This window comes from Novosphingobium sp. TK46 (genome assembly GCF_055361525.1).
Genome location: NZ_CM143963.1, coordinates 1536671 through 1550200, shown reverse-complemented (window position 1 = coordinate 1550200; position 13530 = coordinate 1536671). Strand labels below are relative to the sequence as shown.

At 65.9% G+C, this 13530-nt stretch carries 10 protein-coding genes; 3 read left to right on the top strand and 7 right to left on the bottom strand.

Annotation, left to right across the window (positions count from 1 at the left end):
• Nucleotides 1-474, bottom strand: a complete 474-nt coding sequence (locus tag ACXJ1Z_RS07400) for a peroxiredoxin (RefSeq protein WP_463780708.1) — start codon at nt 472-474, stop codon at nt 1-3.
• Complete coding sequence (locus ACXJ1Z_RS07395) at nt 471-3200, bottom strand: bifunctional [glutamine synthetase] adenylyltransferase/[glutamine synthetase]-adenylyl-L-tyrosine phosphorylase (RefSeq protein ID WP_463780706.1); 2730 nt, start codon at nt 3198-3200, stop codon at nt 471-473. The genes ACXJ1Z_RS07400 and ACXJ1Z_RS07395 overlap by 4 nt, the downstream gene beginning before the upstream one ends.
• An 81-nt stretch (nt 3201-3281) precedes the next feature.
• On the opposite strand from ACXJ1Z_RS07395, the gene ACXJ1Z_RS07390 reads away from it, so the two are divergent.
• Nucleotides 3282-5003: a M28 family metallopeptidase gene (locus ACXJ1Z_RS07390; RefSeq protein ID WP_463780704.1), complete on the top strand. Its 1722-nt coding sequence runs from the start codon at nt 3282-3284 to the stop codon at nt 5001-5003.
• A gap of 18 nt (nt 5004-5021) precedes the next feature.
• Here ACXJ1Z_RS07390 and chrA read toward each other — a convergent pair whose 3' ends face one another.
• The 4 genes from chrA to sucC all read right to left on the bottom strand — a co-directional run bounded on the left by chrA (nt 5022) and on the right by sucC (nt 9577).
• Nucleotides 5022-6230 (bottom strand): chromate efflux transporter, encoded by a 1209-nt coding sequence (gene chrA / locus ACXJ1Z_RS07385; protein ID WP_463780702.1) that lies wholly within the window; start codon nt 6228-6230, stop codon nt 5022-5024.
• A 224-nt stretch (nt 6231-6454) separates the two neighbouring features.
• On the bottom strand, nt 6455-7384 hold the full coding sequence (locus ACXJ1Z_RS07380; protein WP_463780700.1) for an electron transfer flavoprotein subunit alpha/FixB family protein: 930 nt from the start codon (nt 7382-7384) through the stop codon (nt 6455-6457).
• A gap of 26 nt (nt 7385-7410) precedes the next feature.
• The gene (locus ACXJ1Z_RS07375; protein WP_463780699.1) at nt 7411-8160 is read right to left on the bottom strand and encodes an electron transfer flavoprotein subunit beta/FixA family protein; all 750 of its coding nucleotides are present in this window, start codon (nt 8158-8160) and stop codon (nt 7411-7413) included.
• A 217-nt stretch (nt 8161-8377) separates the two neighbouring features.
• On the bottom strand, nt 8378-9577 hold the full coding sequence (sucC, locus tag ACXJ1Z_RS07370) for an ADP-forming succinate--CoA ligase subunit beta (RefSeq protein ID WP_463780697.1): 1200 nt from the start codon (nt 9575-9577) through the stop codon (nt 8378-8380).
• A 165-nt stretch (nt 9578-9742) separates the two neighbouring features.
• Here sucC and ACXJ1Z_RS07365 point away from each other — a divergent pair, with 165 nt between their 5' ends.
• The gene (locus tag ACXJ1Z_RS07365; protein ID WP_463780695.1) at nt 9743-10537 is read left to right on the top strand and encodes a 3'(2'),5'-bisphosphate nucleotidase CysQ; all 795 of its coding nucleotides are present in this window, start codon (nt 9743-9745) and stop codon (nt 10535-10537) included.
• Between the two features lie 27 nt (nt 10538-10564).
• On the opposite strand, the gene ACXJ1Z_RS07360 is transcribed toward ACXJ1Z_RS07365, so the two are convergent.
• Nucleotides 10565-11824, bottom strand: a complete 1260-nt coding sequence (locus ACXJ1Z_RS07360) for a capsule polysaccharide biogenesis protein (protein ID WP_463780694.1) — start codon at nt 11822-11824, stop codon at nt 10565-10567.
• Between the two features lie 239 nt (nt 11825-12063).
• On the opposite strand from ACXJ1Z_RS07360, the gene ACXJ1Z_RS07355 reads away from it, so the two are divergent.
• On the top strand, nt 12064-13524 hold the full coding sequence (locus tag ACXJ1Z_RS07355; RefSeq protein ID WP_463780693.1) for an LTA synthase family protein: 1461 nt from the start codon (nt 12064-12066) through the stop codon (nt 13522-13524).
• Nucleotides 13525-13530 lie beyond the last annotated feature (6 nt).

Here is a 13530-nt window from a genome sequence, read left to right as displayed (position 1 = left end):
TCAAAGGGCTTGCGCGGCTTCCAGTACCGCCGACGCGTGCCCCTTCACCTTCACCTTGTCCCACACCTGCGCGATCCGGCCGGCGGCGTCGATCAGGTAAGTGGTGCGGACCATGCCCATGTACGTGCGGCCATAGTTCTGCTTCTCGGTCCAGATTCCGAGCGCATCGGACAGGCCGCCTTCGGCCGCGTCGCTGGCAAGTGTGACGCCCAGATCATGCTTGGCGATGAACTTGGCATGCTTGGCCGGCGTATCCTTGCTGACGCCCAGCAGGGCCACCCCGGCTGCATCGAACTGGGGCTTGAGCGTGGTGAAGTCGATCGCCTCGGTGGTGCAGCCGGGCGTGTCGTCCTTGGGGTAGAAGAACACCACCAGCGGCTTGCCGGCATGAGCGGAGGCCTGGATCGTGCCACCATCGGGTAGTTCCAGGGCGATATCGGGGAAGGTGTCGCCAATGGCGGGACGGTTGCTCATGATACGATCTCCAGTTCCTCGCCAAAGGCATGGTGCCATGCCGCGGCGACGGTGGCGCGGGCCCGCAGCAGTCCGGCCACGACTTCGTCCCAATCGCCGCAAGCACACGCGCGCGCAAGCGCTTCGCGTGCCGCGGCCGGGGGCACTTGCGCATCGGGGGCCAACAGGCGGGCAGCGACCAGGAACCGCGTAAGGGCGGCCTGCGCCTCGGCCAGTTCGGTGGGAAGCAGGCCGGCGGCGACTAGCGCGGCTATCGCCACGTCCAGATCCGGATCGAGGCCGACACCGTCGCGCAACTGAATGAAATGGATCAGGAACTCGCAGTCGACCAACCCCCCGCGCGCGAGCTTGATGTCGAGCGGCCCGCGCGGCGGTTTGTGCGCCGCCATCGTTGCGCGCATCTCCAACACGTCGGCGCGCAGTTTGGCGGGATCGCGTGGCGCCGCGAGGACCGAGCCGACGATTTCGGCCAGCTCACGCGTGGCGGCCGGGGAGCCATAGACCGGTCGTGCCCGGGCCAGGGCCATGTGCTCCCAGGTCCACGCCTGCTCGCGCTGGTAGCGCGCGAAGCTGTCGAGGCTGGCGGCCGGGGGGCCTTGCGCGCCCGAAGGCCGCAGCCGGGTGTCGACCTCGAACAAGGCGCCTTCCGCCGTGGGCGCGGACAGCGCGCCTATCACCCGCTGGCCAAGGCGGTTGTAGTACAACGTCGCCCCGATCGGCCGTCGGCCATCGGATTCCGCCGCGAAATCGCCGGTGAACAGGAACACCAGATCGAGGTCCGAAGCATGGGTCAGCACGCCGCCCCCGAAACGGCCGAGTGCCAGGATCAGGAACTCGCTGTGCGCGACGTTGCCGTGGGCACGGCGAAAGTCGGCGTGCGCGGCATCGGTGAGCACGCAGACCGCGGCCTGCGCCACGCGGGCGAGCGCCGCGCCGATCGCGATCGGATCGCGGGTGCCTTCGATCAGCTGGACGCCCAGCGCGAACCGCCACTCGCCCACCTTGCGCCGTACCGCGTCCAGGATCCGCTGGTAATCGTCGTCGGCCTCGAACCGCGAAAGCGCGACGACGAGTTCGTCGACGCTGCCGGGCAGTTCCAGCGCGCTGGCGTCGATCAGCGGATCGAGCAAGTCGGCCCGGCGGGCAAGCGCATCCGCCAGCGGCGGTGCTAGCCCAAGGATCCGGGCGAGCCGCAAGGTCAGGCCCGGACGCGCTTCCAGCAGCCGGAACAGGTTGATCGCGCTGGGCAGATTGTCGAGCAATTGCTCCCACCGTGCCAGTGCGCGCTCCGGCTCGGGCGAGGCGGCGAGCGCGGCCAGCAGATCGGGCCGGATCGCATCGAACGCCACGCGTGCGGCATCGGAGCGCAACGCGCGCATCCGCCCGCTGGTCCATCCCGCGATACGCGTGGCGGTGCTTTGTGGATCGGCAAAGCCCAGTCGGGCAAGCATCTCGACCAGCGGCTCTGCCGAGACATTGCTGCTGGCACCCGTTGGATTGGACAAGATCAGCGAATCGTACAGGTCGCCCACTCGGGCGGTGATTGCCGCCACCTCGTCCACCAGTGTCTGACCATCAGCCAGGCCATCGAGCCGGGCGACGTTGTCCAGCGCGTCGAAGCTGGCGGGAAGCATGTGCGTCTGCTGGTCCTGTACCATCTGCAGGCGGTGCTCGATCGTACGCAGGCGGTCGTAGCTGGTGCCCAGCACTTCGGCGTCTTCAGTGGCGATCAGGCCGGCATCCGCTAGCGCATCCAGCGTTTCGCGTGTTCCGCGCAATCGCAGCGATGGGTTGCGGCCGCCATGGATCAACTGGTGGACTTGCGCATAGAACTCGATTTCGCGGATTCCGCCACGGCCTTTCTTGAGGTCGAAACCCGGACCCGCGACCGCCTTGCCGCGCGAACTGGCACGGATCTGCGTGGTCAGCCGGCCGATCTCGGCAATGGCTCCGAAATCGAGGCTGCGGCGCCACACGAACGGGCGGATGGCGGCAAGGAACGCCTGGCCCGCCTCCACGTCCCCGGCGGCGGCGCGCGCGCGGATGAACGCCGCGCGCTCCCAGGCCAGCGCCGAGGTTTCGTAATGTGTCAGCGCGCCATCGATCGAGATCGCCAGCGGGCTGATTTCGGAGGCCGGGCGCAATCGCAGGTCGACGCGAAAGACATAGCCCTGGTCGGTGACGTTCGCGAGCGTCTCCACCACTGCGCGCGCCACGCGCTGCGCCGCTTCGCCGGGCTCATCCCGTTCCCGGCGGGGCAGCAGCGCCGGATCATAGAGCAGGATCGGATCGATATCCGAGCTGTAGTTGAGCTCACGCGACCCGTGCTTGCCAAGCGCCAGCGCGAAGAACCCAGTGGTCTGTTGGCCGGGATCGAAATCGGGCATCCGGCGGCGTATCCCGGCGACGATCGCGGCGTCGAGAGCGCGATCGGCAAAGTCCGACAAGGCACCGGTGACGGTCAACAGAGGGAAGGCGCCGGCCAGATCGCCGATGGCGAGCGCGAGCGCCAGGGCCTGCTTTTCGCGCCGCAACGCGCCACCGACATCAGTGGCGCCACTTCCCGCCTGCCGTGCCCATTCCAGTGCGGTTTCGCCTTGTCCTGTCGCGAGCAACGCCGCGAGTTCGGGCAGCTGGTTCAGTCCACGCGAGAGATAAGGCGCATGGGCATGCGCCCGTGCGATCGCATCGGCCCAGTCGACGCTCGAAGGCTTTGCCACTGTCATCGCCAGCGTTCATGCGGGTTCGTGCCCGCGCGGGCAAGCCGGGCATTGTGCCGGGGGCTGGCGTCTGGCACCACTGCAGGCATGAACAGCCCCTATGTCACGATGAAACCTGTGCTTTCCTGCCTCGCCATCCTGGCGCTATCCGCCTGCGCGACGGCGCAGCCGATCGGCAAGCCGGGGACGGCGCTGCCACCGCCCAGCGATCCCCCGCAGGAGAGTGCCGCGGTACCCGCCGTCTCGCTCGAGCTGATGAAGCAGATGACACAGCGCCTGTCTGCCGACGATTTCGAGGGCAGGGCACCGAGCACCGCGACCGAGCCGCGCGTGCTCGACTATATCGTCGGCCAGTTCAAGGCGGCGGGTTTGCAACCGGGCAACAAGGGTCAGTGGCTGCAGGACGTGCCCACGGTCGAGATCACCGGACAGCATCAAAGCACGTTGTCGGTAAATGGCGGCAAGGCGCCACTCAGCTTCGCGTTCGGGACCCAATGGGTCGGCGCCAGCTATCGCGTCACGCCCAGGACCACGGTCAAGGACAGCCCGCTGGTGTTCGTGGGCTATGGCATCGTCGCGCCGGAGCTGGGGTGGAACGACTATGCCGGGATCGACATGAAGGGGAAGACCGCCGTCATCCTGGTCAACGATCCCGATTACGCCGACGAGGGTGAGCAAGGCCTCTTCAAGGGCCGGCGCATGACCTACTACGGCCGCTGGACCTACAAGTTCGAGGAAGCCGCGCGGCAGGGTGCGACAGGCGCGATCATCGTCCACGATACCTTCCCCGCCGCCTATGGCTGGAACGTCGTCAATTCCAGCTGGAGCGGTCCGCAGTACCACGTTCAGACGCCGAACGATGGCATGGACCAGACCCAGGTCAACGCCTGGGTGCAAAAGGACGTGGCGCAGAAGATCCTCGCCGCCGCCGGCAAGGATCTTGGCACGTTGACCAAGGCGGCGCAGGCGAAGGGGTTCAAGCCGGTGCCGCTGGGCCTGACTGCCAACGTCTCGTTCGACAATGCGATCCGCAAATCGACCTCGCACAACGTCGTGGGCATCCTGCCGGGCAAGACGGCGCCCGATCAGTATGTCCTCTATTCCGCGCACTGGGATCACCTGGGCCGCTGCACGCCCGACAAAACCGGCGACGCGATCTGCAACGGCGCGGTCGACAACGCCACCGGCGTCGCCGCGCTGACCGCCATCGCCAAGGCCAATGTAGCGATGGGTCCGGCAGCGCGCAGCCAGGTGTTCCTGGCGGTGACGCTGGAGGAATCGGGTCTGCTCGGATCGGAGTTCTACGCGCAAAACCCGATCTTCCCGCTCAATCGTACCGTTGGCGGGGTCAACATGGATGCGCTGCTGCCGGGTGGGCGGGTGCGCGATTATGGCATGACCGGGGGCGACAAGTCCGAGCTTACCGACCTCTTCCGCACGGCGCTGACAGCGCGTGGCCTGGTCGAAGCGCCCGAGACCACGCCCGAAAAGGGCAGCTACTATCGTTCGGATCACTTCAGCATGGCCAAGCGGGGCGTGCCGATGTTCGCGGTCGATCGCGGGGTCGACCTTGTGGTCGGCGGCAAGGCGGCGGGCCAGGCCGCCAACGACGACTATACCCAGAACCGCTATCACCAGCCCAGCGATCAGTATTCTGACAGCTGGGACTGGTCCGGTATCCAGCAGGACGTGGAACTGTTCACCGCACTCGGTCGCCAGTTGGCCGATAGCGACAGGTGGCCGAACTGGCGCCCTACCGACGAATTTCGCGCCGTGCGCGACAAGGATTGTGCGGGCAACTGCCGGTAGGCGAATCGTGCGCGCCGGCTAGGGCCTCAGCAGCAACCAGCCGATCGTGGCGCCCGCCGCGACGATTGCGGGCGTCACCCACGCTCCCTTGAGGCGCCAGGTCGCTGCCAGCGCGGCGGCAAACAGGGCGATGCTCGTCAACGGGTATCGGTCCTGCCCGGCGACCGTGGCTGCCAGGTGGACGAATGTCGCGGCGATGATGCCGACTACGGCTGCGGCGATGCCTTCGAGCACCTTGTGCAGCGCCGGATTTTCGACGATCGCCTCGAGTCGTTCGAACAGGACCAGGGAGAAGGCGAACGCCGGCAGAAACATGCCTGCCGTGATCATGAGCGCTCCGGCAAGGCCCCCCGCGACGTAGCCGACGAACGTGGCAAAGATCACCAGCGGCGCCGGCAGGATGCCGGCCAGGGCGATTCCGTCCAGGAATGTCGCATCGCCGATCCAGCCCCGGCCGACGGTATCCTCCCGGACATAGGGGATCGCCGTGTAAGCCCCGCCGAACGTCAGAAGGCCACCCTTCAGCCCCGCAAGGAACAATGCCCCGGCACTGACCGCCGCTCCGGCAGCCGGCCTTGTCGCCGCCATGTTTGGACTGCTTGTCTCCATCATGATCGCCACGCCGATGGCCATGACGATGACCGTCACCATGAGCAGCCGGCGCTCCGACGCCGCATAAGCCAGACCCGCCGCCACCAGCGGGATCCAGAACGGCACGCCGGCCATCGTCGCGACGAAGCTTGCCGCCGCGATGACGGAAAGTGCGGCGTTCTCGATCACATGCTGGCCGATTCGCACCACCGCACGCAGGATGATCGCGAGTACGGTTATCTGCACGCCCAGCAGAACATAGGCGAACTCGGCATTGCCGGCGATCCAGGTGACATAGGCCCTGCCCGCCGCCAGCATCAGCAGGAAGCCTGGCAACATGAAGCCAAGTCCCGCGAGCAGGCCACCGAGGCGACCCTTGGCGATCATGCCCAGATGCACGCACAATTCGTGCGCCTCGGGCCCCGGCAAGACCTGCAGAATGGCGAGGAGGCGATTGAAGCGTCCGCTGCTGATCCAATGTTCGTGCTCCACCAGCGCCTGGCGCAACATCGCGATCTGAGCCACCGGCCCTCCGAATGCCAAGGCTCCGAAACGCAGGAATTTGAAGAACAAGGCCGGCGCGCTGATCGCCGGAGGCCGTGGCGACGCGCTGTCGGGGATAGAAGGCAGGGACATTTGGCAAGCGCTCCTGACGCCGCGATCGCGGCGAATGGAGCGGACTTGGACGATGGCCGTCTGATCGGGCGTCCGCTTTGGCCCGCTGCCTCGGGCTATCGCGTCAGGCGGCCTGCTTCGTCAAGTGCCGCCGTTCGCCACGCCCGACAGCCTCTAGCGAAGCCAAGAAAAAAGTCCGGCCGTCGCCGACCGGACTTCTAATGATGCGCAGCTCGATGCGAACGTCAGAGCTTTTCGGTCAGTTCCGGAATCATGGTGAAGAGATCGCCCACCAGGCCGATGTCGGCGACCTGGAAGATCGGAGCATCCTCGTCCTTGTTGATGGCGATGATGATCTTGGAATCCTTCATGCCAGCAAGGTGCTGGATCGCACCCGAGATGCCGACCGCGATGTAGATTTCCGGCGCGACGATCTTGCCGGTCTGGCCGACCTGGTAATCGTTCGGCACGTAGCCCGCGTCCACGGCAGCGCGGCTGGCGCCGACAGCGGCGTGCAGCTTGTCGGCCAGCGGAAAGATCAGCTTCTGGAAGGTGTCGGCATCCTTGAGCGCGCGGCCACCCGAGACGATGATCTTGGCGCTGGTCAGTTCCGGGCGCTCGTTCTTGGCAAGTTCGGAGCCGACGAAAGTCGACAGACCCGATTCGCCAGCACCTGAAACCGTCTCGACACTGGCCGAGCCGCCGCTGGTTGCAGCCTTCTCGAACGCGGTGCCGCGCACCGTGATGACCAGCTTGGCGTCGCTGCTCTCGACCGTGGCGATCGCGTTGCCGGCATAGATCGGACGCGTGAAGGTCTTCTCACCCTCGACCGAGAGAATGTCGGAGATCTGCATCACGTCCAGCAGCGCGGCCACGCGCGGCGAGACGTTCTTGCCGGTGGTGGTGGCGGGCGCGAGGAACGCGTCGTATTCGCCCATCAGCTGGACGATCAGTGGCGCGACGTTCTCCGCCAAGGCGTTGGCGTAGGCGGCATCGTCGGCTAGGAGCACCTTGCTCACGCCGGCGATCTGCGCGGCGGCATCGGCCGCGCCCTGTGCGCCCGAACCTGCGACCAGGGCGGTCACGTCACCCAGCTTGGCGGCGGCGGTGACGACCGCGAGGGTCGCGTCCTTGACGGTGGCGTTGTCGTGCTCGACCCAGACTAGCGTCTTCATGTCAGTATCCTTTCAGACCGGCGTCGTCAGTTCGCGACGCCCATGTCCTTGAGCTTGTTCACCAGCGAAGCGACGTCGGGCACCTTGATGCCGGCGCTGCGTACCGCAGGCTCCTTGACGTTGAGCGTCTTGAGACGCGGCGCGATCTCGACGCCGAAGTCGGCGGGCGACTTCACGTCGAGCGGCTTCTTCTTCGCCTTCATGATGTTGGGCAAAGACGCATAGCGCGGCTCGTTCAGGCGCAAGTCGGTGGTGACGATCGCGGGCAGCGACAGCTTCACGGTCTCGAGACCGCCGTCGACTTCGCGCGTCACCGAGACGCTTTCGCCTTCGACTTCGACCTTGCTGGCGAACGTGCCCTGCGGACGGCCGAGCAACGCGGCGAGCATCTGGCCGGTCTGGTTGGCGTCGTCGTCGATCGCCTGCTTGCCCAAAATTACCAGGCCGGGGTTCTCTGCCTCGACGATCGCTTTCAGGATCTTGGCGACCGCGAGCGGCTCGACCTCGGCATCGGTCTCGACCAGGATCGCGCGATCGGCGCCCATGGCCAGCGCGGTGCGCAAGGTTTCCTGCGCCTTGGTCGGCCCGACCGAGATCGCGATGACCTCTTCGGCCTTGCCGGCTTCGCGCAGGCGAATGGCTTCCTCGACGGCGATTTCGTCGAAGGGATTCATGCTCATTTTGACGTTCGAAAGGTCGATGCCGGTGCCGTCGGCCTTGACGCGCGGCTTCACGTTGTAGTCGATCACCCGCTTGACGGGGACGAGGATCTTCATGCGGTACGGTCCTCTCTGCGGCGCGACATTGATTTAGTCGCGCGATTAAACAGGTACGCGGGAGACGCCATTGCGTTCCGAGCGGCCTACGTCAAGCCCTGCTAGAGGGCGGGCGGTCACACTTTGCGGCTATGACGATGAAGGTAGCAGGCGGCAGATACAAGAAAGGCCCGCCGTTGCCGACGAGCCCCTCTCGTAAATCATGCGTTCGTGCAGATCAGGCGGCTGCCTTGACCTCCGCGACGATCTTGCGGGCGGCGTCGCCCAGGTCGTTGGCGGGAACGATCGCCAGGCCTGAGTTCGCGAGGATGGCCTTGCCTTCCTCGACGTTGGTGCCTTCCAGACGGACGACCAGCGGAACCGAGAGGTTCACTTCCTTTGCCGCTGCGACGATGCCGTCGGCGATGATGTCGCACTTCATGATGCCGCCGAAGATGTTGACCAGGATGCCCTTCACGTTGGGATCGGACAGGATGATCTTGAAGGCTGCGGTCACCTTCTCGGTGGTGGCGCCGCCGCCCACGTCGAGGAAGTTGGCCGGGAAGCTGCCATTGAGCTTGATGATGTCCATCGTCGCCATGGCGAGGCCGGCGCCGTTGACCATGCAGCCGATGTCGCCATCCAGCTTGATGTAGGCCAGGTCGTACTTGCTGGCTTCGATCTCGGCGGGATCTTCCTCGGTCTCGTCGCGCAGGGCGACGACGTCGGGGTGACGATACAGCGCGTTCGAATCGAAGCTCATCTTGGTGTCGAGGACCAGCAGGTTGCCGTCCTTGGTCTCGACCAGCGGGTTGATCTCGACCATGTCGCAGTCGAGGTCGATGAAGGCAGTGTAGAGCTGCTTCGACAGCTTCTGCGCCTGCTTGTTCAGCTCACCTTCCAGTTTCAGGCCGAACGCGACGGCGCGGCCGTGGTGCGGCTGGAAGCCCTCTGCGGGGTCGATGGTGATGGTGACGATCTTTTCAGGCGTCGAGTGGGCGACTTCCTCGATGTCCATGCCGCCCTCGGTCGACACGATCATGGCGACTCGGCCGGTCGAACGGTCCACCAGCATCGAGAGGTAGTATTCCTTCTCGATGTCGACGCCGTCGGTCACGTACAGACGGTTGACCTGCTTGCCGGCATCGCCGGTCTGGATGGTGACCAGCGTGTTGCCGAGCATCTCCTTGGCGTTCGCCTCGACCTCTTTGATCGACTTTGACAGACGCACGCCGCCCTTGGCATCGGCGCCCAGTTCGGTGAACTTGCCCTTGCCACGGCCACCGGCGTGGATCTGCGCCTTTACGACGTAGAGCGGTCCGGGCAGCTGCTTGGCGCCGGCGACGGCTTCCTCGACGGTGTGCGCGGGATAACCTGCGGGAATCTGGATGCCGTACTTGGCCAGCAGTTCCTTGCCCTGGTACTCGTGAACGTTCATCGCTGGGTCGCCTTTTTGCTGGAGTTTCGCGACAGCCTTGCCGCGCAGCGCCTGGGGAGGGCCTGATGGGAAATGATGCGCTGCCGCATAAGCATATCGGGCTCGCCTTGAAAAGGGCCGGCAGGTCTCCGATTAGGTCTAGGTGCCAAACGAAAACGCAATCCGATGATCGATCGTGCCCGCCTGGAGGCAATCGTGCGCGAGGCCGGCCGGATCGCCTTGTCGGCCTGGCCGGGTGATGGCCATGCGCTGGACGTATGGGACAAGCACGACACCACCCCGGTTTCCGCCGCCGATATCGCGGTCGATACCTTCCTCAAGCGCGAATTGAACGCGCTGTTGCCATCGGCGGGGTGGCTGTCGGAGGAGACGGCCGATGCGCCCGCTCGGCTGGATCGGTCGCTGATCTGGCTGGTCGACCCGATCGACGGCACGCGCGATTTCGTACGCGGGCAGACCGGCTGGGCGGTCTCCGTCGCCCTGGTGAGCGCGGGACGGCCCCTGATCGGGTGCCTGTTCGCGCCCGTGCGGCGACGGTCGGAAGGTGGCGAGATGTGGCATGCCGAGGCGGGGCAGGGCGCGGCGCGCAACGGCGAGCCTCTGCGCGCGACTCGCCGGATCGAACTGCCCGGTGCGCGAGTCCCCGCCAAGGCCTTGCAGAAGGAGGACGCCGATCTGGTGACGGTCGAGCAGCCCAACTCCATCGCGCTGCGCATTGCCATGGTCGCCGCCGACGAGGCGGATCTGGTGGCGACGCTGCGCTGGGGCTTTGAATGGGATATCGCCGCCGCCGGGCTGATCGCGCGCGAGGCCGGCGCGGCGGTGACCGACGCGTTCGGCCAGCCGCTCAACTACAACAAGCGCGACCCCAGGGCATTCGGCACGTTGGTTTCGTCACCCGCGATGCATGCCGCCGCGGTCGAGCGGCTGGCGGAGCGGGCCCGGCGCCTGTCCGCCTGACCGCTGTTGGTCTGACCGGCGCAGCAATTATTCAGGCAACATCGGTCGCCCCTCGAAGCGGGCGACGGCGTGACGCACGACCTTGTCCAGCGCTTCGTCGGAGAAAAACCCGCCGGGGATCAGGCACCGCTCGACCAACACGCGGCGCAGCGCCGCGAACGTGACCTTGTCGGGCGGTACGGGATCGCCCCAGAAGGCGTCGATGCCACCCTGGTAGGTGATATCCGCGATGTCATAGATCGCGTGGCCAAGCGCGACCACCGGTACACCTTCGGCCAATGCGAGGGTGCCACTGGTGCTGTTGATCGTGATCATGCCCAGCGCCCTTTGCGTGACCGGGACGATGTCACCCCAGGCCATGTAATCGACCCGATCCGCCACTCCGAACAGTTCCGCCATGTCCGACGTTTCCTGCCTCCAGTCGCGCACGCCGTTGTCGAGTGGATGCTCCTTCACAAGCAGGCGGGTGTGCGCCGGCGCGTGCGTCGCGAACGACCCGATGACCAGCTTGAGCGCGTCGGCGATCCCGGCGAAGGGCGAATGCAGCCGGATCTGCGCGTCGGAATCGAGTTGCAGCGGGAACAGGTAATAGGCGGCATCGGACGTCTGCAGTCGGTTCACCAGGTTCTGGCTGCGCCGCTGGTTGTCCTTGCGGCGGCGCAATTTACGCGCCCAGCCCATCGCCTCGACCAGCGGATGCCAGGGGCGATGGTTGGTCCAATGCGGATAGTGCCAACGTGTCAGCACGTCGGCTGCGTTATAGAGCAGTCCCTCGATCGCGCGGCGACGAAAGGAGGAGGGTACTTGCGCATGGGGCGGAACCGGCGGAAGGGCAGCCGCGGTCTGGCGATACCATGCCGGATCGCGCGGGAGCGACGAGTGACCGTTCACGCCGCCCAGTTCCAGTGTCACCCAGTCCGGGCGGATGTAACCTTCCTCGAAGACATGCACCGCGACGCCAAGGTCGCGGCATAGCTTGATGGCAGGCAGGTGATGGTCACGGCAATCGCCGAACAAAGTGACATCCGTCACCGCATATTCGCGGATCACGCCTTCGAGGAAACCGGGCCAGTCGTTCAGCGAACCGCGATAGTCGACACCGCCCGGCAACCGCCAGAACAGGCGGTCACCGCCATTGAAGTTGATCTTGTGGACATCATGGCCCGCCTGGATCAGCGCCTGTCCAAGGCGGCGGAACATCGGGCCCATCAGCCCTTGCAGCAACAGGACGGAGCGGCGCGCAGGTTCACGAGCCTCCTGCGCCGCGTTGTCCAGACGATCCGACATCGAACACCTAGCTCCCGGACAGCCGGTCGCAAGTGGCCTCCGGCTTGGTTTGTCAGCCCCGATAGTTTGGCCGTGCTCGCGGAGCAACCCTGCGGCGCCACCGGGGCCGAGCCGAGCGTCCCTTTAAAAGCCGATCCAGGTGACAATCGGCCGGCGGGCGGCTATCAGCGCGGCCCCGACTGGCGGGGTCTCGCTGCAGGATCGCGCGACGAAGCGATCATACGGCAAGGAGTGTGGCAGTGACGCCCGAAATGCAGCTCGCAGCGGCTCTCGCGGGATTGGTGGGCGCACTGCTGATCGATGCTCTCGCTCGCCCGAGAGGCGCACGAAGCTGGGCGGGCCTGTGGTTGCTCGGGTGTCAGGTGGCTGCGATGTTCGGGCTGTTCATGGCTTTGTGTGGCCATGTCGCGGTGTCCGTGGCGCTTGCGCTTGCGTGTCTGGCGCTGCTTGTCGTGGCCTCCAACGCGAAGCATGCGATGCTGGGCGAGCCGCTGGTGTTCTCGGATCTGGCATTGGTCCAGGCCATCTTTCGTCATCCACAGTTCTATTTGTCCGCGGTTCCGCTCTGGCAGCGTGCGCTCGCGGGTCTGGCTGCGGCTTTGCTGCTGGCGGTGATCGTCTGGTTCTTCGTTCCCGGCTTGGCCCCGCATATATTAGGCTGCGTGATCGCCGCTGCGTCATCGATCCTTTTGGCGATCAGCCTGAGAGTTCCTCGTCTGCACGCTTCGATGGCCGAACCGCGTCGCGATGCGGGTGTTGCACGTTTGGGCCTGACGCCCAGCTTGATGCTATATTGGCGCAAATGGCGGGAGAGCCGCGATCCGCCACCTTGCCCGCACGTCGCGCGCCTGCAGCCATCCGCCGCGACGGATCTGGTCATCGTCATTCAGTGCGAGAGCTTTGCCGATCCGGTCGAGCTTTTCGGCGATGCGAACGTCGCCTTGCCGGCGCTTACCCGGGCCAGGGACGAGGCATGGCAGCATGGCCACCTCGAAGTGAGCGGTTTCGGCGCTTACACGATGCGAACGGAATATGGCGTGCTGTTCGGGCGAGAGGAATCCGCGCTCGGATTTCGTCGCTATGATCCGTTTTTGACCGCGCTTGGCGAAGCCAGTTTTGCCCTCCCGGCCCGGCTTGGCGCCGCTTGGCGCAGCCTGTTCATCCACCCTCACGACATGCGGTTCTACGGCCGGGACCGGATCATGCCTGCGGGCGGGTTCGCCGAGCTGATCGGCGAGGAACGCTTCGTGCCGCCCGGGCCCGGCGAGGGCCGCTATGTCACCGATGCCGCGATGACCAACGAGATCCTCGAGCTTGCGCGAACATCGCCGGCCAAGAGCATGCTCTATGCGGTGACGATCGAGAATCACGGCCCCTGGGCACCGTCCGCGGCGGCGGGCGGCAGCGACCTGATCGGCAGCTATATGCGGCTTGTGCGGCACAGCGATGCCATGCTCGGCAAACTGATCAATGGCATCGCCGTCTTGCAGCGTCCCGCCATGCTCGTCTTCTTCGGCGATCACCGCCCCAGCATACCCGGAGCCACCGATCCAGCGGGCGAGCGTCACACGCCTTACGTCATGCTGCGCTTCGACGAGGCCGGCCAAATCGTCGCCGGGGGCAATCGCCGTGTGGATCTGACCCCGGCAGGTTTGCACCACGCGATTCTCGACGATGTGCTTGGCGTGGCCATAGCGTAGCAGCGC